This window comes from Stenotrophomonas sp. G4 (genome assembly GCF_003428825.1).
Taxonomy (GTDB): domain Bacteria; phylum Pseudomonadota; class Gammaproteobacteria; order Xanthomonadales; family Xanthomonadaceae; genus Stenotrophomonas; species Stenotrophomonas indicatrix.
Genome location: NZ_CP031741.1, coordinates 2747624 through 2774494 on the forward strand (window position 1 = coordinate 2747624; position 26871 = coordinate 2774494).

At 66.6% G+C, this 26871-nt stretch carries 26 protein-coding genes, 1 tRNA gene and 2 pseudogenes; 17 read left to right on the forward strand and 12 right to left on the reverse strand.

Annotated elements, in window-relative coordinates:
* The first annotated feature begins 13 nt into the window (after positions 1–13).
* Positions 14–580 carry a UDP-N-acetylglucosamine acyltransferase gene (locus tag D0Y85_RS12725; RefSeq protein WP_117310725.1) on the forward strand — a complete coding sequence of 189 codons (567 nt, stop codon included), beginning with the start codon at positions 14–16 and terminating at the stop codon, positions 578–580.
* Positions 577–1047, forward strand: coding sequence for a hypothetical protein (locus D0Y85_RS12730; RefSeq protein ID WP_117310726.1), 471 nt, complete (start codon positions 577–579; stop codon positions 1045–1047). Before D0Y85_RS12725 ends, D0Y85_RS12730 begins: the two co-directional genes overlap by 4 nt.
* A gap of 346 nt (positions 1048–1393) precedes the next feature.
* Here D0Y85_RS12730 and D0Y85_RS12735 read toward each other — a convergent pair whose 3' ends face one another.
* Positions 1394–1801, reverse strand: a complete 408-nt coding sequence (locus tag D0Y85_RS12735; RefSeq protein ID WP_117310727.1) for a hypothetical protein — start codon at positions 1799–1801, stop codon at positions 1394–1396.
* Between the two features lie 476 nt (positions 1802–2277).
* On the opposite strand from D0Y85_RS12735, the gene D0Y85_RS12740 reads away from it, so the two are divergent.
* Genes D0Y85_RS12740 through D0Y85_RS12750 form a run of 3 tightly spaced genes read left to right on the forward strand, consistent with a single transcriptional unit; the run spans position 2278 to position 4550 of the window.
* Positions 2278–3501: a PAAR domain-containing protein gene (locus tag D0Y85_RS12740; protein WP_240329242.1), complete on the forward strand. Its 1224-nt coding sequence runs from the start codon at positions 2278–2280 to the stop codon at positions 3499–3501.
* Positions 3498–4013, forward strand: a complete 516-nt coding sequence (locus D0Y85_RS12745) for a hypothetical protein (protein WP_117310729.1) — start codon at positions 3498–3500, stop codon at positions 4011–4013. The genes D0Y85_RS12740 and D0Y85_RS12745 overlap by 4 nt, the downstream gene beginning before the upstream one ends.
* Positions 4014–4058: 45 nt before the next feature.
* On the forward strand, positions 4059–4550 hold the full coding sequence (locus D0Y85_RS12750; protein ID WP_117310730.1) for a hypothetical protein: 492 nt from the start codon (positions 4059–4061) through the stop codon (positions 4548–4550).
* A 166-nt stretch (positions 4551–4716) separates the two neighbouring features.
* Here the strand turns inward: D0Y85_RS12750 and D0Y85_RS12755 are convergent.
* The 3 genes and pseudogenes from D0Y85_RS12755 to D0Y85_RS12765 form a co-directional block, all read right to left on the reverse strand.
* Positions 4717–4836, reverse strand: a pseudogene (locus D0Y85_RS12755) (DUF6538 domain-containing protein); the annotation flags it as partial.
* A gap of 84 nt (positions 4837–4920) precedes the next feature.
* Positions 4921–5010: transfer RNA gene (locus D0Y85_RS12760), tRNA-Ser, on the reverse strand.
* An 85-nt stretch (positions 5011–5095) separates the two neighbouring features.
* Positions 5096–6088, reverse strand: a complete 993-nt coding sequence (locus tag D0Y85_RS12765) for a LysR family transcriptional regulator (protein ID WP_025878750.1) — start codon at positions 6086–6088, stop codon at positions 5096–5098.
* 123 nt (positions 6089–6211) lie between these two features.
* Between D0Y85_RS12765 and D0Y85_RS12770 the strand changes: the two genes are divergently transcribed.
* Positions 6212–6799, forward strand: coding sequence for an NAD(P)H-dependent oxidoreductase (locus D0Y85_RS12770; RefSeq protein ID WP_117310731.1), 588 nt, complete (start codon positions 6212–6214; stop codon positions 6797–6799).
* Between the two features lie 130 nt (positions 6800–6929).
* The gene (locus D0Y85_RS12775; RefSeq protein ID WP_117310732.1) at positions 6930–7280 is read left to right on the forward strand and encodes a ligand-binding protein SH3; all 351 of its coding nucleotides are present in this window, start codon (positions 6930–6932) and stop codon (positions 7278–7280) included.
* A 164-nt stretch (positions 7281–7444) separates the two neighbouring features.
* Here the strand turns inward: D0Y85_RS12775 and serS are convergent, their stop codons facing one another.
* A complete protein-coding gene (gene serS / locus D0Y85_RS12780; RefSeq protein ID WP_117310733.1) occupies positions 7445–8725 on the reverse strand; it encodes a serine--tRNA ligase in 1281 nt (426 codons plus the stop codon).
* 113 nt (positions 8726–8838) lie between these two features.
* Between serS and D0Y85_RS12785 the strand changes: the two are divergent.
* Positions 8839–9482 (forward strand): annotated as a pseudogene (locus D0Y85_RS12785) (TonB family protein).
* A gap of 118 nt (positions 9483–9600) precedes the next feature.
* Entirely contained in the window at positions 9601–10170 is a 570-nt protein-coding gene (locus D0Y85_RS12790; protein WP_117310734.1) for an energy transducer TonB, read from the forward strand.
* Between the two features lie 156 nt (positions 10171–10326).
* Here the strand turns inward: D0Y85_RS12790 and aroA are convergent, their stop codons facing one another.
* The 4 genes from aroA to D0Y85_RS12810 form a co-directional block, all read right to left on the reverse strand.
* Positions 10327–11634, reverse strand: a complete 1308-nt coding sequence (gene aroA / locus D0Y85_RS12795) for a 3-phosphoshikimate 1-carboxyvinyltransferase (RefSeq protein WP_117310735.1) — start codon at positions 11632–11634, stop codon at positions 10327–10329.
* A gap of 74 nt (positions 11635–11708) precedes the next feature.
* Positions 11709–12899 (reverse strand): prephenate dehydratase, encoded by a 1191-nt coding sequence (gene pheA / locus D0Y85_RS12800; protein WP_025878757.1) that lies wholly within the window; start codon positions 12897–12899, stop codon positions 11709–11711.
* 51 nt (positions 12900–12950) lie between these two features.
* Positions 12951–14036, reverse strand: a complete 1086-nt coding sequence (gene serC / locus D0Y85_RS12805) for a 3-phosphoserine/phosphohydroxythreonine transaminase (RefSeq protein WP_025878758.1) — start codon at positions 14034–14036, stop codon at positions 12951–12953.
* Positions 14037–14271: 235 nt separating this feature from the next.
* The gene (locus D0Y85_RS12810; protein ID WP_117310736.1) at positions 14272–15081 is read right to left on the reverse strand and encodes an FHA domain-containing protein; all 810 of its coding nucleotides are present in this window, start codon (positions 15079–15081) and stop codon (positions 14272–14274) included.
* Between the two features lie 125 nt (positions 15082–15206).
* Here D0Y85_RS12810 and D0Y85_RS12815 point away from each other — a divergent pair, with 125 nt between their 5' ends.
* From D0Y85_RS12815 to D0Y85_RS12825, 3 genes are all read left to right on the forward strand, one after another.
* Positions 15207–15482: a polyhydroxyalkanoic acid system family protein gene (locus D0Y85_RS12815; RefSeq protein ID WP_117310737.1), complete on the forward strand. Its 276-nt coding sequence runs from the start codon at positions 15207–15209 to the stop codon at positions 15480–15482.
* A gap of 81 nt (positions 15483–15563) precedes the next feature.
* A complete protein-coding gene (locus tag D0Y85_RS12820) occupies positions 15564–16055 on the forward strand; it encodes a phasin family protein (protein WP_117310738.1) in 492 nt (163 codons plus the stop codon).
* A 238-nt stretch (positions 16056–16293) separates the two neighbouring features.
* Positions 16294–17310, forward strand: coding sequence for a restriction endonuclease (locus D0Y85_RS12825; protein WP_117310739.1), 1017 nt, complete (start codon positions 16294–16296; stop codon positions 17308–17310).
* Between the two features lie 46 nt (positions 17311–17356).
* On the opposite strand, the gene D0Y85_RS12830 is transcribed toward D0Y85_RS12825, so the two are convergent.
* From D0Y85_RS12830 to D0Y85_RS12840, 3 genes are read right to left on the reverse strand one after another with little or no spacing between them, the layout of a single operon-like run.
* Positions 17357–17749, reverse strand: a complete 393-nt coding sequence (locus D0Y85_RS12830) for a type II toxin-antitoxin system HicB family antitoxin (RefSeq protein WP_117310740.1) — start codon at positions 17747–17749, stop codon at positions 17357–17359.
* A 16-nt stretch (positions 17750–17765) separates the two neighbouring features.
* Entirely contained in the window at positions 17766–18494 is a 729-nt protein-coding gene (gene hutC / locus D0Y85_RS12835; protein WP_059064582.1) for a histidine utilization repressor, read from the reverse strand.
* A gap of 28 nt (positions 18495–18522) precedes the next feature.
* Entirely contained in the window at positions 18523–19893 is a 1371-nt protein-coding gene (locus D0Y85_RS12840) for a formimidoylglutamate deiminase (protein ID WP_117310741.1), read from the reverse strand.
* Between the two features lie 67 nt (positions 19894–19960).
* On the opposite strand from D0Y85_RS12840, the gene hutI reads away from it, so the two are divergent.
* The 5 genes from hutI to D0Y85_RS12865 all read left to right on the forward strand — a co-directional run bounded on the left by hutI (position 19961) and on the right by D0Y85_RS12865 (position 26825).
* Entirely contained in the window at positions 19961–21184 is a 1224-nt protein-coding gene (gene hutI / locus D0Y85_RS12845; RefSeq protein ID WP_117311932.1) for an imidazolonepropionase, read from the forward strand.
* Positions 21181–22722: a histidine ammonia-lyase gene (hutH, locus tag D0Y85_RS12850; protein ID WP_117310742.1), complete on the forward strand. Its 1542-nt coding sequence runs from the start codon at positions 21181–21183 to the stop codon at positions 22720–22722. Before hutI ends, hutH begins: the two co-directional genes overlap by 4 nt.
* On the forward strand, positions 22719–23573 hold the full coding sequence (gene hutG, locus D0Y85_RS12855) for an N-formylglutamate deformylase (RefSeq protein WP_117310743.1): 855 nt from the start codon (positions 22719–22721) through the stop codon (positions 23571–23573). Before hutH ends, hutG begins: the two co-directional genes overlap by 4 nt.
* Positions 23570–25237 (forward strand): urocanate hydratase, encoded by a 1668-nt coding sequence (hutU, locus tag D0Y85_RS12860; RefSeq protein WP_117310744.1) that lies wholly within the window; start codon positions 23570–23572, stop codon positions 25235–25237. The genes hutG and hutU overlap by 4 nt, the downstream gene beginning before the upstream one ends.
* A 151-nt stretch (positions 25238–25388) precedes the next feature.
* Entirely contained in the window at positions 25389–26825 is a 1437-nt protein-coding gene (locus tag D0Y85_RS12865) for a serine hydrolase domain-containing protein (RefSeq protein WP_117310745.1), read from the forward strand.
* Positions 26826–26871: the final 46 nt, after the last annotated feature.

Genomic DNA, 26871 nt, shown 5'->3' on the forward strand with positions numbered 1-26871 from the left:
CAGGGGAAAATGGATGAAGAAGTTCCTGTTCGCAGCGATCATCGCTGTGTCGCTGGTGGGTTGCACCACCAATCCGCCGCTTAATTTCTCGGTCCCGAACGTCGGGGTCAGCAGCAAGAAGATTGACGGCGAGCTGAAATCACTGACGGTCACGCTGGCACGTCCGGATGAGGCCAAGGGCAAGATTCCCGCACAGGCCCAGCACGAAGTGCCGCAGATGTGGCAGAACGCGCTGACCGAAGCGCTGAACAAGATGGCCGTGTTCCGTGACGACGCGCCAATCAAGTTGAGCCTGTCGGTGAAGATCCTGGCCATCGATATCCCGAACTTCGGTGCTTCGATGACCACCAAGACGATCGCCCGCTACGAACTGATTGACCGCGCAACCGGTGGTATCGTCTATACCCAGGATGTCAGCGCCTCCGGTGAAGTTCCGTTCAACTACGCTTTCGCCGGTGTGATCCGCGCCCGTGAGTCGATCAGCCGGTCGGCACAGAACAACATCGCCCAGTTCCTGCAGGCCCTGGAAACTGTGGATGTGTCCAAGCCGATGTTCCCGAACAAGCAGGAAGCGCCGTGAAGCGCGTGCTGCTGTCCGCATCGGTTGCCGCGATGCTGACGGCCTGCGCGCCCAACGTGCGCACCGACAGCTATTCCATCGGCGCGGTGGGACAGGTCAACCGTACCGTCAGCGGTACGGTCATCAGCGTGCGTGCGGTCAGTATTGACGGTTCACAGGGAGGTGGCGCCGTTGCTGGGGCTGCCGCCGGCGGCGTGGCCGGCTCCACCATCGGTGGCAGCGATCAGGCTGCGGCCATCGGTGCCATCGGTGGCCTGGTGGTGGGTGCCATCGCCGGTGCGGCTTCCGAACGCGCGCTTTCGCAGGCCAAGGGCCTTGAGTACGTGGTGCAGACGGAGAACGGCAATCTGATGACTGTCGTGCAGGGACCCGATCCGGTGTTCAGTACCGGCATGCGGGTCCTGGTGCTGTATGGATCGCCGTCACGGATCATTGCCGATCCACGGCAGGCGAAAGCAGCGCCGTAATCCTCTACGATGCCCCTTTCCAGAAGGGGCATCGTTGTATCCCGGGTTTTGTCCTCAGGTCACCCGCATCGGCAGGGTCCGCGCATGCCGAGGCATCGATCTCCCGCCGCTTCCGCTGTGCTATCGCCTGCCGCTCTCAAGGTTCACCGCTTCAGCTGCTGCAGCGACTGGGCTAGCGGCGACTGGACTGCAACAGCAGCGGCCATTGCAAGGCCCCCAGTGGTGAACTGTCAGCATCCGTTGCTGATGGCATGAGCGCGACAACAGCTGTGGGGCATGCGACGCCTCTCGCAATCCTTCGTGTTGACACCGCCGTCCACGCTGCCCCAGTCATCACGCAATCGAATCATGGAACAAGGCAGCGGCCGACCTGCAACGACAGCGCCTCGCACGCATCGAACAGGCCATCGACCAGCGCCGCCGACGGATAGCTGCCCGGATCGTCATTCTCCCTTGCCACATGCGCGGCATGCAGCAGTGCGCTGAGGGCGGTGATACCGGATGCGCTGCGCGTGGCCAGCGCCAGATCGAAGGCACGCCCGGGCGTTAACCGGGTCTCGGCCCACGGCTCGCCGTCGGCACGACGCTGTTTGCCGTGGCGATCCAGGAAGGTGAGGAACGCAGAGCGCGGAATGGACTCTGCGGCCTCGCAGAGCGCGTCCTCCATCTTTTCAGCCAGCGCATCGGGAAGATCGCGCACGGCATCGCCGAGCAGTGCATGCAGGCGGGGATAGTCGGGAAGCAGGTCGGGCATGGCAGCAACCTCACAGATGAGGCCACCTGCAGACGCAAGGTGGCGGACGGTGCGGGTTGGCGTGCCGGATACATTGTCCAATGCCGGCGGATCGAAAGATCCCCACGCACCGTCCGCCATGGACTGGCAGGCGGTGCATTGTCGTGATTGCAATAAGAGCTGCAACCACGACTCGACGGACAACGTATGTTCGGGACGCCAATCCCGGCCAGGGCGGGTGCCTTGGCGAGGTCATCGTTTGCCCTTCACTTCGTGGCGAAAAGAGGCAGATGCGGCATTCCGCGCAGCTCGCGACAGGGCGCCGCAATTGAAACTCCAAGCTGTGACCACCTTCACTCGGCGCTGCTGGCCTGCGCCCCCTGCGCTGCTGCCGATCGCAGCCAAGACCCTCAGCACGCCTGCCGGTCGCGTCACACGCAGCGGTTCGCGACCGGCACGACCGCCTATTCAGCCAAATCGACCTGAACCGGCGCATCATGGCCCTTGGTCTGCAACGGAAGCGAACCATGGGACGGAACTGGATTGTGATGGGGGACCCGACCTCAAGCGGTGGCCGGGTGATCACGGCCTCAACTGAAACCGACATCGGCGGCATCGGCGTCGCGCGGGTCAGCGACAAAGCGACCTGCCCTACCCTGCATAAAGGCGTCTTTCCGATTGTCGAAGGCGATGCCACCTTGATGGTGGATGGCCAGCCGGTGGCGCTGCATGGCAGCGCGCTGGCCTGCGGCTGCCGGGTGTTGTCCAGCCAGCAGGCCGTGGTACACGTCACGGGTGGAGGCGGTGGCGGGGGCGGTGCTGGCAAGGCAGCAGCGGTGGCAAGCGCGGCCGCACAGCTCGCCCGCAAACTGCCCGCCGCGTACGACCAGGCCGTCCGTTTCCTCGGTGTGCAGGGCGCACCGTTGGCCGAGGTGCCGTACACGTTGCATCTGGCCGACGGCCAGACCCTTTCCGGCACCACCAATGCGCAGGGCGAGACGGCGCGGGTATCGACCGCCCAGAGCCAGGCCATCGTGCGTGCCGAACTGCGCCCGCCGACCCAGCCGACCGGCTGCTGTGCGCGCACGGCACCGGCCAGCACCGACGAGTCGGAAGTGTTTGACGTGGATGGTGTGGTGACCACCGCCGAGGGCATGGGCACCTCCGTGGTGCCGGTGCGTGCGCCTGGCCACGAACGCGCCATGACTGCGGGCGAGATCGAGATGGCGCGCCTGGTGTTCGGCGATGCGGTCGACTACAGCACCGTGAAGGTCCACAACCACGGCTACTGGATGTTCTTCGGTTTCCAGGACAAGGACACTGCCGTGACGCCCAACGGGCAGATGTATTTCCCCAAGGGTATCTACCGTGAGGATTACTCGCTCGATACCGTGAGATTCCAAGCGTTCTTCATCCATGAGATGGTCCACGTCTGGCAGTATCAGCTTGGCTACAACGTCAAGCTGGTGCGGGCACCTCGGCCGAACATGAGCTATGACTACGTGCTTGACGAGACGCGGCTGCTGCACGACTACAACATGGAGGCCCAGGGTGACATTCTGTCGGACTACTTCCTCGTCACGTTCCGTGGCTCACAGTCGAGCATGAACAACACCCGTTATCGCGCGACAGCTGGCATCGGCGCACAACTGGAGCGCGCGCTCTCCCAGTTCCTGGCCGACCGCAGCAGCGAGGACAACCTGCCGAGGACGACCCGATGATGCGACTACAACTGCCGGTGGCTCTGCTGGGGCTGCTCCTGCCGATGATGGCGAGCTGCTCGTCGCCAGCCGGTCGCTACCAGCAGGCGACGATACAGGGCCGTGATGGCGTGCCCTGCTTCGGCGTGCCCGATACCCATGAAACGCGCGTCAACGCTCCCCTTGTCACCGGCGTGTCCGTGATGGAAGTGGGCACCGGTGGCACCCCGCTATGGGAACACGATTTTCTGCGCGAGGGCACAACCGAACCCGCGCTGCCCCCCAGCCAATGCCTCACCTACGGCGAGGGCACGGCCTCCGCCCCCGCGCTGCGGCCGGGCAAGCGCTACCAGGTGGAGATATGGGGGCGCACACCTGGCACGCCGGGCAAGAAGGATGAAGCACAGGCGCGTGTGTTCAGTGCCTGCTTCCATATGGTGGACGTGGCCGGCAAAAGCATGAAACCCGTCATATCGGACTGCGCGACCGCACTCTCGGCTGGACCGCCACCCGTGCGCGAAGACGGCACGTAGCAGATGCGTCTTCGAGGTGACCCGTTGATGCGACGGACGGTGGCCTTGGTGATCCTGCTGCTGCCGATGATGGCCGAGGGTTCGCAGCCACATGGGACCTATCAGCGCGCCAAGATCCAGGCGCACGATGGCGTACCGTGTTTTGGCGTGCCTGACACGCGTGAGACACGTGCTGCCCCGCCGATCATCGCGGGCGTGACGGTGGCGGAAGTGGGCATGGGACATCAGCCTGTCTGGCAGCGCATCTTTCTGCGCGAAGGTTCTACCGAGCCTGCGCTCCCTCCAGATCAGTGCTTGGCGTACGGCGCGGGTGAGGCAGCCGCCCCAACGCTTGGCGTGGGCAAGCGCTACCAGGTGGTTCTCTCGGGATATACACCGGGCACGCCAGGCAGGGAGGGCGAAGCGCAGAAGCGCGTCTTCAACGCCTGCTTCCATGTCGAGGAAGTCGCCGGCAAGGGCGTGGTGGAACCTGTCGTATCCGATTGCGCAACGGCGCCCTCTTCCGCACCACCGCCCGTGCTGCCAGCCGGCAAGTAGCGGATGCCTCTACGAGGATGGCCCGTTGCTGAGGCCGTCGGTGACCCTGCTGGTCGTGCTGCTGCCAATGATGGCCAATGGTTCACAGCCACGTGGAACCGGTCAACGCGCCACGATCCAGGACCACGATGACGTACCGTGTTTTTCGGCGTAGAACTGGATTGCAGGTCTTGAGGGTGCGCTTGATGAGCCGGCAATCGAGCACGGCTTGCAAATCAGTAGGAACACGCTGGACGAACGACCAGCAGCCGGTGGATGACCGGCTCAAATGATGAGGGATGCGCATGCGAGTGTTTCCTCTGCATGCTTCCCGCTTTCCAATCCAACCGCATCGATGATTTCAATTTAAAATCAACGCGTTAGGGTCTTTTGGCGGAGAGAGTGGGATTCGAACCCACGGAAGGTTTGACCCTTCGCCGGTTTTCAAGACCGGTGCCTTAAACCGCTCGGCCATCTCTCCGTATCGGCCCAGCCTGCTGGCCGGGCACGCATTCTCGCACGGCCGGGCGATTTGCCCAAGACCGTTGTTCCGTCGTGGGTGAGCCTCAGCCCGCATCCACCGCCAGCGCACCCAGCGCGCTGGCCTTGATGCGCTCCTTGGCCTTCTCGCAGGCGCCACCGCAATCCAGGCGCGAGGCCTCCAGCTGCGGCGGCAGGTGCTCGGCCAGGAAGTCGATGAATACCCGCACCGCCGGCAGCAGGCCGCGACGCGAGGCGAACACGGCATGGCACACGCCCTGCGGCAGCGACCAGTCCGGCAGCACCACTTCCAGCTCGCCGTTGCGCACGGCATCGGCGCAGACGGTTTCCGGCAGCATGGTGATGCCGAAGCCGTCCTTCACCATGCTCTGCAGCAGCGGGAAGTCGAAACCGGCCACGCGCGGCTGCAGGTCCACCCGGCGCACCGCGCCTTCCGGTCCGTGCAGTTCCCAGCGCTGGCGCGCTTCGTCTTCGCTGATGCTGAGGGTTACGTGGTTGGCCAGCTCTTCCGGGTCCTTCGGGCGACCGGCGCGGTCCAGGTATTTCGGGCTGGCCACCAGCAGCTCCTGCACCTGGCCGAAGCTGCGCATCACCAGGCTGCCGTCGTCATCCAAGCGCGAGCGCACGCGCAAGGCCACGTCGTAACCTTCGTTGATGATGTCCACGCGGCGGTTGCTGATGTTCAGCTGCAGCCGCACCTTCGGGTACTGCTCGAGGAACTTGGGCAGCAGCTTGGGCAGCTGCATCTGCGCCAGCGACACCGGCACGCTGGCGCGTACCAGGCCGCGCGGCTCGGCGCTGAGGCGGTCCACCACCTCGCGGGCGGCCTGCGCCTCGGCCAGCATGGTCTGGGCGTGGCGGTGCACGCTGGTGCCGACATCGGTAACCGCAAAGCGGCGCGTGGAACGCTGCAGCAGGCGCACGCCCAGGTCGGTTTCCAGCTGGCTGATACGGCGGCTCAGGCGCGACTTGGGAATGCCCAGTGCGCGCTCGGCGGCGGCGAAACCGCCGTGGTCGACCACCATGGCGAAGTAGTACAGATCATTCAGGTCATGCATACCCGAGTTCCATTGATAGAACAATACGTGGCATTCAACCACCTTTATCCCGTCGATGCAACAACCTATTGTTCTCTCCGTCGGCGGCAAAGCCCGCCACCTCTCCCGAACATAGGTACTGCCATGAAGCTTCTGCACATCGACGCCAGCGTGCTTGGCGACAACTCCGTCTCCCGCCACCTGACCGCCGCCGTGGTGGCCCAGTTCAAGCAGCAGATCGACGGCCTGCAGGTTGATTATCGCGATCTTGACGCCAATCCGGTACCGCATCTGCGCAGCGGCTCGCTGGCCAGGACAGACCCGGCCGAAGCGGCCGATGCTGAACAGGTGCTCGAGCAGTTCCTGGCCGCAGACATCGTGGTGATCGGCGCGCCGATGTACAACTTCAGCGTGCCCTCCACGCTGAAGGCCTGGATCGACCGCGTGGCCGTGGCCGGGCGCACCTTCAAGTACACCGAGAACGGCCCGGTGGGCCTGGCCGGTGGCAAGCGGGTGATCGTGGTCAGCAGCCGTGGCGGCATCTACACCGATTCGCCGGCGGATTTCCAGGAGCCCTTCCTGCGCCAGACGTTCGCCTTCTGGGGCATCAACGACATCGAGTTCGTGCGTGCCGAGGGCATTGCCTATTCGCCGCAGCATCGTGAAGACGCCATTGCCGGTGCGCTGGCATCGTTGCCATCGCATGAGCCGGCAGAAGTGGCAGCGGCGTAACGCGTTCCAGCGTTCGGCGCCTCTCTCCCTCGTCTGGGCGCTGAACGCGGGCCGGGATTCCCTCCCCCATCCCGGCCCACCCTGGCGGCCCTGCTTTTGCGGGGCCGTTTTTTTTTGCCACCATGGGGCGATGGACTACATCGTGACGGCTGCGCACCGCAGCGAATTTCCGCACCCGATCACCCTGCACCGTGGGCAGGCACTGGTGGTGGGCGCGCGATATGAAGGGCCCGAGGGTTGGGAGGACTGGTTCCTGTGCGAAGCCGAAGGACAGCAGCCGGGTTTCGTGCCGGCGCCGGTGATCGGGCACGATGCGCAGGGTGGCGCGTTTGCCACGGAGGATTACTGCGCGCGGGAGCTGGATGTAGACCCGGGCCAGCAGTTGCGCGGCGTGCGCACCCTCAATGGGTGGGCGTGGTGTGTGCCGGCAGCTGGCGAGGCCGGTTGGGTGCCGCTGGAGAAGCTGCGCGTAGCAGGTTGATGGATTGCGTCATCCACGCATGGCGTGGATCTACGGCAAAGCCCAAGCCCCCGGTACGTGGATGCCGCACCGCGTCGGTAGACCCACGCCATGCGTGGATGCGGTGCCGACATGGCCGGCACCCATCAGAAGGCCGCCGGGCATGGCCCGGCGCTACCGGCTGATCAGCCGATGGTTTCGATGCCGCCCATGTACGGGCGCAGGACTTCAGGCACGGTGATGCTGCCGTCGGCGTTCTGGTAGTTCTCCATCACCGCGATCATCGCGCGGCCGACGGCCACGCCCGAGCCGTTCAGGGTGTGCGCCAGCTCCGGCTTGCCGGTGGCCGGGTTGCGCCAGCGGGCCTGCATGCGGCGCGCCTGGAAGTCACCACAGTTCGAGCACGAGGAAATCTCGCGGTAGGTCTCCTGCGACGGCAGCCAGACTTCCAGGTCGTAGGTCTTGATGGCCGAGAAGCCCATGTCGCCGGTGCACAGCAGCACCTTGCGGTACGGCAGGCCCAGCTTCTCCAGCACCACTTCGGCGCAGCGGGTCATGCGCTGGTGCTCGGCGTCGCTGTCTTCCGGGCGGCAGATCGAAACCAGCTCGACCTTCTCGAACTGATGCTGGCGGATCATGCCGCGCACATCGCGGCCACCGCTGCCGGCTTCGGAACGGAAGCACAGCGAGTGGGCGGTCATGCGCAGGGGCAGGCGCTCGGCGTCGAGGATCTCGTCGCGGGCGATGTTGGTCAGCGAGATTTCCGAGGTCGAGATGAGGTAACGCTTCTGCTCACCCAGCTGGGTGATGAACATGTCCTCTTCGAACTTGGGCAGCTGGCCGGTGCCGTACAGGCTGTCGGCGTTGACGATCACCGGCACGTTGGTTTCCTGGTACTCGTGCTCGCCGCTGTGCAGGTCGAGCATGAACTGGGCCAGGGCGCGATGCAGGCGGGCGATCGGGCCACGCAGCACGGTGAAGCGCGAACCGGACAGCTTGGCGGCGGTCTCGCCGTCCAGCCACTTGTTGCGTGCGCCCAGTTCGACGTGGTCGAGCACCTTGAAATCGAACTGGCGCGGGGTACCCCAGCGCGACTGCTCGACGTTCTCGCTCTCGTCGGCGCCGGCCGGCACGTCATCGGCGGGAATGTTCGGGATGCCCATGGAGATCGTGTCGATCTTCTCGCGCAGCTCGTCCAGGGCCACTTCCGAGGCCTTCAGCTCATCGGCGAATGCGGCAACCTCGGCCATGATGGCCGAAACGTCCTCGCCCTTGGCCTTGGCCTGGCCGATGGCCTTGGAACGGCTGTTGCGCAGGCTCTGCAGCTCCTGGGTACGCACCTGGATGCGCTTGCGATCGGCCTCCAGTGACTCCAGGGCAGACACGTCGAGCTCGAAGCCGCGGCTGGTGCGCAGGCGTTCGGCGAGGTCGGCGGGCTGGTGGCGGAGCAGGGCTGGATCAAGCATGGCAGGCGTCGTGGTGGGTAACAGGAACGGGATTATCGCCTGTTATACGGAATTCTGCCGCCCGGTTCATTCCGGCCGTGGCAGAATCGAGGCATTCCGTACTGGTCTGGTCCATGTCTGCTCCCCGTCCGTCGCCTGCCAAGTCGTTCACCGTGCATATCCCGCGCAACGCCCTGAAGATCGCCGGCATCGCTTTCGGCGTGGGCATCCTGCTGTTCGTACTGGTCTGGCTGACCGGACGCGACAAGGAATTCTTCCGTGCCGACCCGGCCGCGCAGACGCCGCAGGAAACCGCCCAGGTGGAACCGCTGCCCGAACCCTTGGCCGCAGCGGCCGGTTCCAGCGACATGCCAGACGCCAAGCCGGCCCCGGTGCCGGACGAAGAAGATGCGCCGAAGCTGGTGGAAACCGCCCCGCCCCGCCACCGGCCACGGTTGAACCCGCTCCGGCCGCCCCGGGCACTGCGGCACCGGCAACCGCCAACGCGCAGCCGATGCCGATTGCCGGCCAGTCGCCGCCACCGGCCTACCCCGCCGCCGCCCTGCGACGCGGCGAGGCGGGCAGCGTGGTGGTGCGGGTAGAGGTGGACGCCACCGGCTACCCGAACAACGTGACGGTGGTCCAGCGCAGCGGTTCCCGCGAGCTGGACCGTGCAGCGACCGACGCGGTGCGTCGCTGGCGCTTCAGCCCGGCAGTCAGCAATGGCCAGCCGGTACCCGGCAGCATTGAAGTGCCGTTCGACTTCAAGCCGCAGTAACTGAACGCTTCCCCGCAGAAAAGCTGAACCCTGCAGGTCGCGTTGACGCAATCCTGACACGCTGCGACGCCGCCTCGGGCAACACTCTGGGCGTCGTTACTGACGTGAGGAGTTTGCGATGACTGCCACCACCCACGAGAACCTTCATTCGCCGCAACTGCAGCAGGACGGCGCGCTCGAGCCGCGCACCGCCTCCCCTTGGCTTTGGCTGGCCCTGATCGTGGCAATGTTCGCCGCGGCACTGGTCTGGCTGCGATTCTCCAGCCATGACGACGTTGCGCCTGCCCCGGTAAGCGAGCGCATGCTGCCGGCCACGGAAACCCCGGTTGCCACCACGCCCGCCCCGGCTGCGCGACAGGCCGTGCCCGCGCAGAGCGAGCGCAAGGCAGCCCCGGCCGTACGCAACCGTGAGGCGCGTCCGCTGGCCAGCAACAGCAAGCCCAGTTATCCGGCTGCTGCGCTGCGCAGTGGCGTGCAGGGCAGCGTGGTTGCCAGCTTGAATGTGGATACGCGTGGCAACGTGACCGACGCTGCGATCGTGTCGCGCAGTGGTGAGCGCAGCCGCGACCTGGACCGTGCTGTGCTGAACACGGTGCAGGGCTGGAAGTTCGAGCCGGCCATGCACCAGGGCCGCGCGGTGGCCAGCGTGGTACGCGTGCCGGTGGATTTCCGTACCGACCAGCGTTGATCACCGGCTGACGCCTGAAATGAAAACGGAGGCCTCGGCCTCCGTTTTTTTTGCGCGTGCATTGGGATTCCGGCGGCATGGCCCGGCGCTACCGGAACAGGCGCCGAAGGGTAGCGCCGGGCCATGCCCGGCGAGCGCAGCGGCGCCGGGACTACCTCAGGCCAGGTTGAAGCCGGCGCTGCGTGCGAGGCCGTCGAAATCCGGGAAGGACGTTGCGACATTGGCGATGTCGTTGATGCGCACTTCACCATCGCTGATCTGGCCGGCAATGGCGAAGGCCATTGCGATGCGATGATCACCGTGGCTTTCAATGGTGCCACTGCCCAGCGATACGCCGCCGTGCAGGGTGGCACCATCTTCGGTTTCGTCCACCTGCATGCCCAGCGCGCGCAGGCCGGTCGCCATCGCGGCCAGGCGATCGGATTCCTTCACCCGCAGTTCGGCGGCGCCGGTCACCACGGTCTGGCCTTCGGCAGCAGCAGCGGCCACGAACAATGCCGGGAACTCGTCGATCATGTCCGGCACCAGCTCCTCGGGAATGCGCGCACCCTTCAGCGGCGCGTAGCGCACCAGCAGATCGGCCACCGGTTCGCCGCCCTGCTCTGCCGGGTTCTGTTCGGTGATGTCCGCGCCCATCAGGCGCAGCGCGTGCAGCAGGCCGGTGCGGCGCGGATTGAGGCCGACCTGCTTCAGGCGCAGTTCGGAGCCGGGAATGATGCTGGCTGCGACCAGGAAAAACGCGGCCGAAGAGAAGTCCGCCGGCACCACGATATCGGTCGCGCGCAGGCGCTGGCCACCACGCAGGCGGGCCTTGCCCGGCGAGAACGCGATGTCCACGCCGAACGCGGACAGCATGCGCTCGGTGTAGTCGCGGGTCGGGTGCGGTTCGGTCACGCTGGTTTCGCCGTGCGCGTACAGGCCGGCCAGCAGCATGGCGGACTTGATCTGCGCACTGGCCACCGGCGAGGCAAAGTCGATGCCGTGCAGCGTCTGCCCGCCATGCACGTGCAGCGGCGGCGTGCCGTCTTCCTCGGTGTCGATCTTCGCGCCCATCTGCGACAGCGGACCGGTGACGCGGCGCATCGGACGGCCGGACAGCGATTCGTCGCCGACCAGCGTGCAGTCGAATGCCTGAGCGGCCAGCAGGCCGGCCAGCAGGCGCATGCCGGTGCCGGCATTGCCACAGTCGAGCGGTGCGCTGGGTGCCTGCAGGCCATCGATGCCGACGCCGTGCACGACGCGCTGCGACGCACTGGGGGTTTCGATGCGCACGCCCAGCTGGCTGAAGATGCGCGCGGTGGCGCGGGTGTCTTCGCCTTCCAGGAAGCCTTCGATATGCGAGGTGCCATCGGCCAGCGCGGCGAACATCACCGAGCGGTGCGAGACCGACTTGTCGCCGGGAATGGTCAGGCTGCCCTGCAGGGGCTGGCCCTTGCGGGCGATCCAGTGCTGCGCGTTGCTCATCGTTGAATGGTTCCGTAAACGCCGGCTCGCCGGCGGTGCATCAGGGGCGGCGGCCGCAGCCGCCGCAGCAGGGATCAGGGCACGGCTACCGGATAGGAGCCAAGCACCTTGATCTGCGCCGAGTGCGCTTCCAGTTCGGCAAGTGCGGCCTGCATCGGCGCGTCGTCGATGTGACCGGCCAGGTCGATGAAGAAGCCGTATTCCCACTTGCCATGGTGCGAGGGACGCGATTCGATGCGGTTCATGCTGATGCCATGGCGCGCGAACGGGCTGAGCACATCGAACAGCGCGCCGGGCTTGTCATGGATGAACACCAGCACCGAAGTGCGGTCATGGCCGGAGGTCGGGAAGATGTTGCGACCCACCACCAGGAAACGGGTGGTGTTGTCGGCATCGTTCTGGATCGGCTTGGTGACGACCTTCTTCAGGCCGTACACATGGCCGGCGCTCTCGCCGCCGATGGCCGCTGCATCGTCGGCGTTGCGCGCACGGCGCGCGCCTTCGGCGTTGCTGGCCACCGGGATCTTCTCGGCCTTGGGCAGGTTGGCGCGCATCCATGCCGAGGTCTGCATGAACGACTGCGGATGGCCGTAGACGCGCTCGATGTCCTCGATGCGGCCACTGCGCGACATCAGGTACTGCTGTACGCGCAGTTCCACTTCGCCGCAGATCTTCAGGTTGGAAGTGAGGAACATGTCCAGGGTGATCTGGATGGTGCCCTGCCCCGAGTTTTCCACCGGCACCACGCCGAAATCGGCGTTGCCCGCTTCCACTTCCTGGAACACTTCTTCGATGCTGGCCATCGGCAGGCCCAGCGCCGAGCGGCCGAAGTGCTTGAGCACGGCCTGCTGGCTGAAGGTACCTTCCGGGCCGAGGTAGCCGATCTTCAACGGCTCCTGCTGGGCCAGGCAGGCCGACATGATTTCGCGGTAGACGTGCACCAGCAGCTCATCGCTGAGCGGGCCTTCGTTGCGATCCACCACCATGCGCAGCACCTGCGCCTCGCGCTCGGGGCGGTAGTAATCGACGGCGGCGGCGAGCTTGCCCTTGGCCTTGCCGACCTGGTGGGCGAACTGTGCGCGCTCGGCAATCAGGCTCTGGATGTCACGGTCGATCTGGTCGATCTTCGAACGCACATCGGCCAGTGCCAGTGGCGCCAGGGTCGGCACCGCGGTTGCCTTCGACTTGCCCTTGGGCTTGGAAGTGGCGCTGTCCTTGGCCGGCTCGGCCTTCTTCGACGCCTTCTTGCTGGGTTTGCTTGCCATCGGAATTCCTTGTTGCGGGGCGCGCACCCGACGATGCGCGCCGTTCATTGCTCAGCCGTGACGCTGCTGGAAATCGGCCATGAAGGCGACCAGCGCCTCGGCCCCGGCCAGCGGCATGGCGTTGTAAAGCGAGGCGCGGATGCCGCCGACCACCTTGTGACCCTTCAGCGCCAGCAGGCCGGCGGCCTTGGCATCGGCGACGAAACGGGCATCCAGGTCGGTGTTGGGCAGGAAGAACGGGATGTTCATCCGCGAGCGCGCCGAATGGGCGACCTCGTTGCGATAGAAGCCGCCGGAGGCATCGATGGCGCCGTACACCAGCGCGGCCTTGGCGGCGTTGCGCTTGGCGAACTCGACCACGCCACCTTCGGCCAGCATCCACTTGAACACCAGACCGGCCAGGTACCAGTTCCAGGTGGGCGGGGTGTTGAGCATGGAATCGCGGGCGACGTGCGAGCGGTAATCGAAGATGTCCGCGCGTGGCTGGCCACTACGCTCCAGCAGGTCGCGACGGATGATCATCACCGCGATGCCGACCGGGCCCAGGTTCTTCTGCGCACCGGCATAGATGACACCGTAGCGGCGCACATCCAGCGGCTCGCTGGCGATGGACGAACTGAAGTCGGCCACCAGCGGCACGTTGCCGGTCTCGGGAACATCACGGAACTCGACGCCGTGGATGGTCTCGTTGGCAGTGATGTGCACGTAGGCGGCATCGGGAGAGAGCTGCCAACCGGCGCGCTCGGGCAGCTGGCGATACCCTTCGGCCTCGCTGCTGGCGGCGATGTTGACGTCCACGTAGGGGCTGGCCTGCTTGACTGCGGTCTTGCCCCAGTGGCCGGTGACCACGTAGTCGGCACGCTGGCCGGGGCTGGCGAAGTTGAGCGGGATCAACGCCTGCTGGGTGGTGGCGCCACCGGGCAGGAACAGCACCGCATAGTCCTCGGGAATGTCGAGCAGGCGACGCAGGTCGGCCTCGGCCTCGGCGGCCACGGACATGAACTCCGGACCGCGATGGCTCATTTCCACGATGGAGGCACCGCTACCGTGCCAGTCCAGCATTTCCGCCTGCGCCTGGCGCAGGACCGATTCCGGCAACGTTGCAGGGCCGGCACTGAAGTTGAACGCGCGCGTCATGGCACACCTGTGGGGCAAGACCCCTAGTATGCCGCACTGCACCAGCCTTGCGGCCTTGTGGCGCAAGGGAAATTTGGTTGCATCCGTATCCATTGCCACGGCGGCACTGGTAGTGCCGGCCGCTGGCCGGCAACTGCAATCACCTTGGTTCACCGATGTTGCCGGCCAGCGGCCGGCACTACCCAAAGCGGGTTGGTCCGGCCGGTAGCCCCGGGCCATGCCCGGCGGAACGAATTCAGCGCGCGCCGAACCAGAGCAGCAGGCTGAGCACGGCTGCCAGCAGCAACGCACTGCCCAGCAGCCACGGCCAGCGCCGCACCCGACGCGGGGCGACCGGCACCACCGGTGCCTGTTCGGCTTCGTCGCTGCCTTCGTCATCGGCCAGTGGCGGTCGCCGGCGCGGGTCGTGCGGCACTTCCAGCACGAACCGGTGCTGGCCGTCGAACACGACCTGGTCGCCGGCCTGCAGCCAACAGTGGCGCACGGCAACGCCGTTGACCCGGGTGCCATCGGCACTGCCCAGATCGCGCAACAGTACCCGCTCGCCATGGACTTCCACCCGCGCGTGCTGTTCGGCGAAGGCAGGCTCATCGATCTCGATGTCGACATCGCTGCCACGGCCGATCACCCGCGCGCGCGACAGGGGGTAGCTGCGGCCGTGGTGCAGGCCGCCCACACCACGCAGCAGGCGCGGCTCGTCACCGCTGCCATCGACGCTGGCTGCCGGCGCCGGTGCCTGCAGCAGGGTATCGACCTCGCCCTGCAGGACCATTTCCACGCCATCGACGTAGACCGCGTCGCCCGCCCTCAGCAGGGCCATGCGCCGCACCGGGCGACCATTCACATGGATCCCACGGATACCGTTGCCGACCTGCAGCCAGAGGCCGCGGTCGTCCATGCAGAACTGCGCAAGCAGCAGCGCGCCGTTGCCGGCATCACCGAGGCGCACGCTGCCGTTTGCCTGGCGCACGATGCGCTGCACCCCGGGCCGCAGCGGCTGGTCGGGCTGTTGTTGTTGACTGAAGTGAACTAGCAGGTTCTGCACGCGGCGCAGACTAGCAGGTTGGCCGCCCACGAAGAAGAACCTGCGATGAGCGCTTGGCGTGGGCGCCGTCGATGCGCACAATGCTCGCCCTCTCAATTGATCCCCGCCCTGCGCCAGGAGCCCGCATGTCCACCATCGATGTCCGCCACGCCCACGCCCTGCCCGACACCCAGGCACGTGAAGCGATCGAGCAGGTTGCCGCCAAGCTGGGCGAACGCTTCGGCCTGAAGTCGTCGTGGGCCGCCGACGTGCTGAATTTCTCCGGCAGTGGCGTGGACGGTGCGATCGAACTGCAGCCGGGCGCGGTGCGGGTCACGGCCAAGCTGGGCTTCCTGCTGTCGGCAATGAAGGGCATGGTGGAAAGCGAGATCCAGCGCGTGTTGAAGGAAAAGCTGGGCTGAACCTGCGCTGCGGCCATCACGGCCCAGCAACGGCGCGCCGCGCTACTCTCGGGGATAGGCCCAACTCCCACGGGGAATGCAATGAACCGTTACGAGAATGACGATCGCCGCGACGACGATGCCGGCTTCGGCGACCAGGCAGAGCGCTTTTCGCGCAAGCTGAGCGATTCGGCACAGCAGGTCTGGCTGGCCGGTCTGGGCGCCCTCGGGCGCGCGCAGGCAGAGGGAGGCCGTTTCTTCGATGGCCTGGTGAAGGAAGGCGAAGCCTGGGAAGCCCGCCGCCGTGAACGCAGCGGCGAGCAGGAACCGGGCTGGCGCGACAACGTCGAGCACTCGCTGGACGAAGCCCGTGAGAAGGCATCCGGAACCTGGGACAAGGTCAACAAGGCCTTCGATGACCAGGTGCAGGGCGTACTCAAGCGACTGCACGTGCCGACCGCCGATCAGGTCACCGCGCTGGAAGCCCGCATCGATGCCCTGAGCGCACGCCTGGCCAAGCTCGAACACCGCGCCTCCACCGACGTGGATGCCCCCTCGCCGGGCAGCCACCAGTCGCCGGGCAGCACGCCCTGAACCGCCTTTGTTGCAACGCAATAAATTTTCGTTGACAATCGCGTAGAACCCGCCAATCGCTTCGGCTGCCGTTTGTTCCCTCCCCTCACGGCTTCAGGATTGGCGGGTTTCTTCGTGTCTGGCGCATGCAGATCTGCGGGCTGCATCACGGTTGTTGTCGGGAACACCCTGACGCAATCAACCGGTCGGCCCTTTACACTGTGGGCTTCCGTTTTCGCCCCTTCCGTCGTCGCCCTGCATGCTTCCCTGGATTCTGGCCCTGCTGTCGGCCCTGCTTACCTGCACCCTGGCCACCGTGTACCTGTGGTGGTTCAAGCGTCGACGTACCGAAATGCAACTGGGCCTGCAGGCCCTGGCGGGCATGCACTGGCGTGAGTTTTCCACGCTGATCAAGCGCATGCTGCGCGAGCAGCGCGGCCTGCGTGAACTGCAGGATCCGAGCGAGGAAAGCCGCGAGCCGAGCAGCGATTTCCTGCTCAGCGATGGCCCGAACACCTGGCGGGTGTCGTGCAAGCATGGCCTGGCCTATCGCATCGGCACCGCTGCGGTGAACGAACTGGGTGCTGCCGCGCGACTGGCAGGCGCCAAGGGCGGCATGCTGATCACCGAAGGCCGGGTTGAACGCGATGGCCTGGGCGCGGCGGAAAAGCAGGCAGTGGAAGTAATCGATGGTCCGCGCCTGTGGCCACTGCTGCAGCCCTACCTGCCGGCCGATGTTGAGACCCGCGTGCGCGCGATCGCCCGCCATGAGGCGCTGCGCCGCATCGCCATTGCCGCACTGGCCTCAGTGACGCTGGGCCTGCTGGTCGGGCTTGGCCTGCAGGGCCTGCGCCCGGAACAGGCGGACCCGATCCCGGCACCGGCCGCTGCACCTGTCGCGCCGCCGGCTGCACCTCCTGTGCTGACGCCCGCCGCGCCGGACAGCGCCGCGAATGCGCCCGCTCCCATGGTCGCCGCAGCCGCGCCGCAGAATGGCGACGACACACGCAGCAATCCCAACCCGGACGCTGCCACGCTGGACCGCTACCAGGCTGAACTGGCCCGCGCGCTGGCCGGGCAATCCGGCATCGCCAGCGGTGTCTGGCTGACCCGACAGACGCTGGCGATCAACCGCACCGGCGAACTGGAAACCGTGTGGCCGCGTGTGTGCCAGGAAGTGCTGCGCTACCCCGCCCTGCGCAACGTGCGCGTGCAGCTCAACGCCCGCCCCGGCGTGGATGAGCCGGTGCGCTGGCGGCAGTGCGCGACGTATTGATGGGCTGCCGGGTGTAGCGCCGGGCGCGTGCCCGGTCGCCGTATCGTCAGCCCCGTGACGTCAGGTGCGCGATGTAACTGGAGCGCGACTCGCCGGCCGCCTTGGCCTGCGCATCCAGGCGAGCAAGGACACGGCGCGGCAAGCTGATGTTGACGCGCTCAATGGTGTCATCCAGCAACGATGGATCGATGCAGATGTAAGCGAGGATCCACCCTGCTGCAGCTCCGGCCTCGGCTACCACCTTCTGTGGCGATGAAGGGCGTGGAATCGAGCGGCCGGCATCCAGCGCGGCGTCGATCCATGCCAGTGCCGCCTCTTCGGCAGACGTCAATGCATCGTCGAGTGTGTCGGCAGCCGAGAAGCAGCCAGGCAGGTCCGGCACGATCACGCTCCACGCGGTGCGTTCATCACCGGCCTCGATCAAGACTGGATATCGCATGAGGGCCTCCTCGCCGCTATCGCGCCCCGGGTGCGAAACGGGCGACCAGGTCCCAGGCATCGCCCAGGAACATCTGTCGTACGCGGGTGATCGGCTGTTCGCCGCGCCAGGTCAGGCGCTCGATCACCAGGCAGGCGGTACCGGGCTTCACGTCCAGCAGCTTGGCGGTAGGCGCATCGGCGCCCCAGGCGCTGATGCGATGCTGGGCGCGCGTCCACGACACGTTCTGCAGCAGCCAGCTGCCCGGCGCGGTGGTGCTGAAATCCACCTCCAGCACCTCGGGCACGCCGACCGGGCTGATCAGGCGATGCTCCAGCGCCAGCGGCCGGCCATCGGCCAGATGCAGGCAGCGCATCGCCAGCAACTGCTCACTGCCGGCCAGTTCCACTTCGCCGGCATTGGCTGCCTCGGCCAGGCGCAGTTCACGCTGCAGCAGCCGGTAGCCGTACTGATGTCCGCGCGATCCGACCTCCATTGCGATGTCCGGGATCTCCAGCGCCACCTGCTCCAGATGCGGTGGCTGCCGAGCCACGAAGGAGCCCGCTCGGCGGCGGCGCTCGATCATGCCGCTCTCGGCCAGCGCGGTCAGCACCTTGTTCACCGTCATCCGCGAGCACCCGTACTGCTCCATCAGCTCGTGCTCGTACGGAATGCGGAAGCCCGGCGCCCACTCTCCGCTGAGGATGCGGCTTTCCAGGTCGCTGCGGATGCGCTGGTTGAGCGTGGCGGACTTGCTGGCCTTCACGTGGTGGAGTCTCGATGGTCGGAGGCGATCAGCCCAGCACGCCACGCAGGGCAGCGGCGAAGGCGCTGGTGATGGCCTCGCGCTGCAGGTGGCGGCCGTCGGCCACGCACTGGCGGCCATGGCGCCAGACCGATCGCAGCGCGCCATTACGTGCGGCGAACACCCAGCTGTCAAGCCATGCGTCACCGTGTCGCGCCTGCAACGCGGGGTGCGCGGCATCCAGTTCAACCATGTCTGCGCTGGCACCCACCTGCAGGCCGGCGGCCACACCGAGCGCCTGGGCACCGCCCTGCAGCGCACCCTCGAACAGGAAGCGCCCGGTGCTGCGGCCGGCATCCGGGGCCAACACGTTGCGACCCCGCAGGGCCAGCCGCTGGCCGTATTCCAGCAGGCGCAGCTCTTCTGTGGCATCGATCAGCACGTTGGAATCGGAGCCGACACCGAAGCGCCCGCCCTCGCGCGCGAAGGCCTGCATCGGGAACAGGCCGTCGCCCAAATTCGCCTCGGTGATCGGGCACAGCCCGGCCACGGCCTTGCTGGCGACCATCTGCGAGCGCTCGTCGTCGGTGATGTGGGTGGCGTGCACCAGGCACCAGCGCGCATCGACCGGGGCATGCTCGTACAGCCACTGCACCGGTCGCCGGCCACTCCATGCCAGGCAGGCCTCGACCTCGCGTACCTGCTCGGCAATATGGATGTGTATCGGGCCATCGGTCAGCGGCAGCAGTGCGCTCAGCTCGTCGCCGGTCACCGCGCGCAGGCTGTGCGGGGCGATGCCCAGCACCGCATCGGGCAGCGTGGCCAGCGCGGTGCGGGCGCCATCAAGCAGCTGCGCGAACCCGTCTACGTCATGGATGAGGCGGCGCTGTGCCGGGTTCGGCGGCGCGCCACCGAAATCGGCGTGGGCGTAGAACACTGGCAGCAGGGTCAGGCCGATGCCGGCCTGCGCGGCCGCAGCAGCGATCTGCACACTCATCTCGGCGCGATCGGCGTAGGGGCGGCCATCGGCATCGTGGTGCAGGTAGTGGAATTCGCCGACACGGGTGAAGCCGCTTTCCAGCATTTCCATGTAGGCCTGGGCGGCGATGGCCTGCACTGCATCCGGGCGCAGATGGGCCAGGAAGCGGTACATCAGTTCGCGCCAGCTCCAGAAACTGTCGCCGTCGCCGCCACCGATCTCGGTCAGGCCGGCCATGCCGCGCTGGAAGGCGTGGCTGTGCAGGTTCGGCAGGCCCGGCACCAGGATGCCCACGCGGGTATCACCCTGCTGCGCAGCCTGCCCACGCGTGACCGCGGCGATGCGCCCGTCCTGCACCTGCAGGCGGACGTCGGCGGCCCAGCCGTCGTCCAGCAGGGCATGGGCGGCATGGAAGGAGTGCGCGGGACGCGAATCGGACATGGCTGGACAACCCGAATTGGACGCCTATATTGTATAGACATATAAGCACAGCTGCGTTGTGGATGCCATGCACGTCGATACCCTCTGGTCCAACGTCCACCTGATGACCCTCGATGGCGAGGGCCTGGGTGTCCTGCGCGATGCCGTACTGGCCGCCACCGATGGCCGCATCGTGCACGTCGGCCCCGCCGGCAGCGATGCCCATCTGCAGCCGACCACCCGCATCGACGGCGAAGGCCGATGGATCTCGCCTGGTCTGATCGATTGCCACACCCACCTGGTCTACGCCGGCAACCGCGCCAACGAATTCGAGCAGCGCCTGCAGGGCGTGAGCTATGCCGAGATCGCCCGTGCTGGTGGCGGTATCGTCTCTACGGTGCGCGCCACCCGTGCTGCCTCGCCAGAGCAGTTGGCACGCGAGAGCCGGCCGCGCCTGCTGGCGATGCGCGCCGAAGGCGTAACCACCATCGAGATCAAGTCCGGCTACGGCCTGACCCTGCAGGACGAGCGCAAGCAGTTGCAGGTGGCACGAGCGCTGGGCGAGGAATGCCGGGTGAACGTGGTGCCGACCTTCCTCGGTGCGCACGCGGTGCCGCCCGGTCGCGAGGCGCAGGAATACACCGATGAGGTGTGCGAGGTGATGATTCCGGCCATCGCTGCAGAAGGCCTGGCCGAGGCCGTGGACATCTTCTGCGAGAACATCGCGTTCTCGCCGGCGCAGGCCCGCCAGGTATTCGACGCTGCGCGTGCGCATGGTCTGGCGATCAAGATCCACGCCGAACAACTGAGCAACCAGCATGGCGCCGAACTGGCGGCCGGTTTCGGTGCGCTGTCGGCCGACCATATCGAACATCTGGACGACGCCGGCATCGCCGCGATGGCCGCCGCCGGTACCGTCGCCGTGCTGCTGCCGGGCGCGTTCTACTTCACCCGCGATACCACCCTGCCGCCGATCGCCGCGCTGCGTGCGGCCGGCGTGCCGCTGGCACTGGCCACCGACAGCAACCCCGGCACCTCGCCGCTGACCAGCCCGCTGCTGGCAATGAACATGGGCGCCACCCTGTTCCGCCTGACCGTGGACGAGTGCATCGCCGGCTTCACCCGTGAAGCGGCGCGTGCGCTGGGCCATGGCGAGCGCATCGGCCGCCTGGCCGTCGGCATGGACTGCGACCTGGCGATCTGGGACATCGACGCCCCCGCCGACCTGGTCTATCGCATTGGATTCAACCCGCTGCACGCGCGCGTGATGCGCGGACAGCCCGACCTGCCTGCCTCCTGGAGCAACACATGAGCAACACCCTGGTTCTTCGCCCCGGTCATGTCACCCTCGCCCAGTGGCGGCAGGCGTATCGCGGTGCGCCGCTGTCGCTTGACCCGGCCGCGTTGCCGGCGGTGCGCGCCAGTGCCGCAACGGTGGCTGCCATCGTTTCCAAGGGCGCACCGGTGTATGGCATCAACACCGGTTTCGGCAAGCTGGCCAGCGTGCGCATCGAGCGCGAGGACCTGGCCACCCTGCAGCGGAACATCGTGCTCTCGCATGCCGCAGGCGTGGGCGAGCCGATGCCGGCCAATGTGGTGCGGCTGATGATGGCGTTGAAGCTGGTCAGCCTGGCCCAGGGTGCTTCCGGCGTGCGCGAGGAAACGCTGCTGCTGCTGGAAGCAATGCTGGTGAAGGGCGTGCTGCCGGTGGTGCCGGCGCAGGGCTCGGTCGGTGCCTCTGGCGACCTGGCACCGCTCTCGCATCTGGCCAGCGTGATGATCGGCGTCGGCGAGGCCTTCGTCGGCGATGAACGCCTGCCCGCCGTGGACGCACTGGCTCGCGCCGGCCTGCAGCCGGTGGAGCTGGGCGCGAAGGAAGGCCTGGCCCTGCTCAACGGCACCCAGTTCTCCACCGCGTACGCACTGGCCGGCCTGTTTGAGATCGAAACCGTGTTCCAGGCCGCACTGGTCACCGGCGCGCTGTCGGTGGAAGCGGCCAAGGGCTCGGATACGCCGTTCGATCCGCGTATCCATGCGCTGCGTGGCCAGCGTGGGCAGATCGCCACCGCCGCCACCCTGCGCACGCTGATGCAGGATTCGGGCATCCGCGAATCGCACCGTGACAACGACGTGCGCGTGCAGGACCCGTACTGCCTGCGCTGCCAGCCGCAGGTGATGGGCGCGGCGCTGGACATCCTGCGCCAAGCTGCGACCACGCTGGAAATCGAAGCCAACGGCGTGTCCGACAACCCGCTGGTGTTCACCGACACCGGTGAGGCGCTGTCCGGCGGCAACTTCCACGCCGAGCCGGTGGCCTTCGCCGCCGACATGCTGGCGATGGCTGTGTGCGAAATCGGTTCGATCAGCGAGCGCCGCTTGGCGATGCTGGTCGACCCTGCGCTGTCCGGTCTGCCGGCCTTCCTGACCCCGCGCCCGGGTTTGAACTCCGGCTTCATGATTCCGCAGGTGACCGCCGCTGCGCTGGTCTCGGAAAACAAGCAGCGCGCCTACCCCGCCAGCGTCGATTCGATTCCTACTTCAGCCAACCAGGAAGACCACGTGTCGATGGCCGCGCACGGTGCACGCCGCCTGATGCAGATGGCCGAGAACGCGGCCAACGTGATCGGCATCGAGCTGCTGGCCGCTGCGCAGGGCTGCGACTTCCATGCGCCGCTGCGCTCCAGCAAGGCACTGGAAAGCGTGCGCGCCACGCTGCGTGCACAGGTGCCGATGCTGCAGGACGATCGCTATTTCCACCCGGACATGGTGATCGCAACCGATCTGGTCCGCAGCGGCGCATTGGCCAAGGGTCTGGCCGAGCTGTTGCCCACGGTGGAACCGCAGGCATGAACGGCCATCCCGAATGGCTGACCGTGCACGAAGGCGATGCGCCGCTGATCGTCAGCTTCCCGCACACCGGCAGCGAGCTGCCGCATGACCTGATCGGCGATTTCCACTCGCCGTGGCTGGCGCGCCGCGATGCCGACTGGTGGGTGCATGAGCTGTACGACTTCGCACGCGGCATGGGCGCGACCACCGTGCGCTCGGCAATCTCGCGTTCGGTGATCGACCTCAACCGCAACCCCAGCGGCGTGTCGCTGTACCCGGGGCAGAACACCACCGGCCTGTGCCCGCTGACCACCTTCGACAACCAGCCGCTGTACCACGCCGGTCGCGAGCCGGATGACGCCGAGATTGCCCGGCGCCGCGACACGTATTTCGCGCCGTACCACAACGCACTGGCCACGCAGATCGCACGCCTGCGTGCACGCCACGGCACCGTGGTGGTGTACGACGCGCATTCGATCCGTTCGCACATCCCGCACCTGTTCGAGGGCGAGTTGCCGCAGTTCAATCTCGGCACCGCCGGGCCGTCCGGTGCACCGGACACCTCCTGCGACAACGCGCTGAGCGATGTGGTGGAAAACCTGCTGGCGCTCAGCGGCATGAGCCAGGTGCGCAACGGCCGCTTCAAGGGCGGCTGGATCACCCGCCACTACAGCAGCATTGCCGGTGGTGTGCACAGCCTGCAGATGGAACTGGCCTGCCGCGGCTACATGCACGAACCACTACCCGACCAGGTGGACGAGCACAGCTGGCCCACCCCGCTCGACCCCGAACACGCCGCACCGCTGCGCCACACCCTGGCGCAGGTGCTCAATGCCTGCCTTGAATTCGCTACGAACCGGAGCGCCGCATGACCCGCAACGACCCGTCCCGCACCATTGCCGCACCGACCGGCACCACGCTCACCGCCAAGAGCTGGCTCACCGAAGCGCCGCTGCGCATGCTGATGAACAACCTGCACCCGGACGTGGCCGAGCGGCCGCAGGAGCTGGTGGTGTACGGCGGCATCGGCCGTGCCGCACGCGATTGGGAGAGCTTCGACGCCATCGTCGAAACCCTCAAGCGCCTGGACGATGACCAGACGCTGCTGGTGCAGTCGGGCAAGCCGGTGGGCGTGTTCCGCACCCATGCCGATGCACCGCGCGTGCTGATCGCCAACTCCAACCTGGTGCCGCGCTGGGCCAACTGGGATCACTTCAACGAGCTGGATAAGAAAGGTTTGGCGATGTATGGGCAGATGACCGCCGGCAGCTGGATCTACATCGGCGCACAGGGCATCGTCCAGGGCACCTACGAAACCTTCGTGGAAATGGGCCGCCAGCATTACAACGGCAGCCTGGCCGGCAAGTGGCTGTTCACCGGCGGGCTGGGCGGCATGGGTGGCGCGCAGCCGCTGGCCGCGGTGATGGCCGGCGCCTCCTGCCTGGCGGTGGAATGCCGCAAGAGCAGCATCGAGATGCGCCTGCGCACCGGCTACCTGGATACCTGGACCGACGATCTGGATGAGGCCCTGCGCCTGATCGAAGAATCGTGCACCGCCAAGAAGCCGCTGTCGGTGGGCCTGCTCGGTAACGTTGCCGACGTGCTGGACGAACTGCTGGTCCGCGGCGTGAAGCCGGACCTGCTGACCGACCAGACCTCCGCCCACGACCCGGTGAACGGTTACCTGCCGCAGAGCTGGACGGTGGAAGAATGGGATGCCAAGCGCGTGACCGCCCCGAAGGAAGTGGAAAAGGCCGCGCGTGCGTCGATGGCCAACCACATCCGCGCCATGCTCGGTTTCCACTCGCTGGGCGTGCCTACCGTGGATTACGGCAACAACCTGCGGCAGCTGGCGCTGGAAGAAGGTGTCGAGGGTGCGTTCGATTTCCCGGGTTTCGTGCCGGCCTACATCCGGCCACTGTTCTGCCGTGGCATCGGCCCGTTCCGTTGGGCGGCGCTGAGCGGCGACCCGGAAGACATCGCCAAGACCGATGCCAAGGTGAAGGAGCTGATTCCGGACAACCCGCACCTGCACCGCTGGCTGGACATGGCCGCCGAGAAGATCAAGTTCCAGGGCCTGCCGGCGCGCATCTGCTGGGTCGGCCTGGGCGATCGTGATCGACTGGGCCTGGCCTTCAACGAGATGGTGGCCAACGGTGAACTGAAGGCGCCGGTGGTGATCGGTCGCGACCATCTGGACAGCGGCAGCGTGGCCTCGCCGAACCGCGAAACCGAAGCGATGGCCGACGGCTCCGATGCTGTGTCCGACTGGCCGCTGCTGAATGCCCTGCTCAACACCGCCAGTGGCGCGACGTGGGTGTCGCTGCACCATGGCGGCGGCGTGGGTATGGGCTTCTCGCAGCACGCCGGCATGGTGATCGTCTGCGATGGCACTGAAGCGGCGGCCAAGCGCATTGCACGCGTGCTGTGGAACGACCCGGCCACCGGCGTGATGCGCCATGCCGATGCGGGCTATGGGATCGCGATTGATTGCGCGAAGGAGAAGGGTCTGGATCTGCCGGGAATCCTCGGCTGACCCAGCACCCGGGTAGTGCCGGCCGCTGGCCGGTTCTTCCTGATGGCCATCGCTCTGGTGGATGCCGACCTTGGTCGGCACAACCCTCCTGGCTTGACCCTATTCCCCCGCGGTGACCAAGATGCGCCATCGCCGCTGACGGATCACCGCGATGTACCGCACGCTCGCTGCTGCATTGCTCTGCGCCCTGTTTGCCACCCCGTTCGCCTCGGCGCGTGACGTCCCTACCGACCCTTCTTCCCGGCTCGACGCCCAATTGCAGAGCAACCGCGAACGCTACGGCATCGCCGGCCAGGCGGTACTGGTCGCACACAACGGCAACGTGCTGTACGAGGGCGCCAGTGGTGAACGCGACCCGGCTACCCACGCGCCCGCCACCGTCGATTCCATCTTCGCTGCTCAGTCGATGGCCAAGCTCCTGACCAGCACGCTGGTGATGCAGCTGGTGGACCAGGGCAAGGTGGATCTGGATGCCCCCGCCAGTCGTTATGTGCCGGACCTGCCGACCGCGTGGCAGGCCATCCACGTGCGTGACTTCCTCAACCACAGCTCTGGCATCGGCGAATACTACGACCGCGTGGACAACCGCTGGGTGAGCAAAGGCTACCCGGGCGTGGCACCCGATCCTGCTGCTGCGTTGAAGGTGGCCGGTTCGGCGCCGCTGCAGTTCAGAACCGGCAGCCGCGTGCAGTACACGCAGGCCAACTACCTGGTGCTGACTGCGTTGCTGGAGGCGCAGTACCGCAAGCCCTATCCGGTCATTGCACGCGAACGCATCCTGCGGCCGCTGAAAATGACCAGCACCTCGTGGGGAGCAGCCAGCGTGCCGGCACAGCGCGCGGCAGTGCCGTACATCGGCAAGGACGGCCAGCTGCAGCCGGCCAATGAAGATCCATGGCCGCACTACGGCTGGGGCCACGCCGATCTGCAGACCACCGTGGGCGACATGAACCGTTTCCTGCAGGCACTGGCGACCGGCAAGCTGGTGCGCACGGCCACGCTGGAAGCGCTGTGGCAGCCCCAGGTACTGACCGGCGGTGGCAGCAACTTCTTCTCCACCGGCTGGGATACGACCCGCAGCGATGGCTACACACAGGTCGGCCACGATGGTGGCACCCGCGTGCGCGCGCGGCTGGCCTACAAGGGCACGCTGGCCAGCGGCTACTGGGTGTTCGTGTACCTGACCAATGGCAGCGCCCGCAATGCCTGGTCAAGCACGCTGGTGGAAAGCACGATGGCAGTGGCTGCGCCAGGCGAGTTTCCGCATGCAGCACTATCCGAACGTTTGATCGGCTATGCCTTGACCGGCGACAGCAGCAGTGAGAGCAGCCTGCGTGCGTGGCTGAGCGAAAACAGTGGCATTGCATCCGACGAACTGGAGCGGGCCATCAATGCAACCGGCTACGCGATCCGCAACAATCTGGGCAACCGGCCCGCGCTGAAGGTCTTCGCCCTCAATACGGCCCTGTATCCCACCTCGGCCAATGCCTGGGACAGTCTTGCCGAATGCCATGCTGCGCTCGGTAACGCTGAGATGGCCAAAACGCTATACGCCAAATCGAAAGCACTGGTGAAATCCGCTTTGTAGAGTCGAGCCTCTTCTACTGGAATTTGCTGTGGGACACACCGGAAAA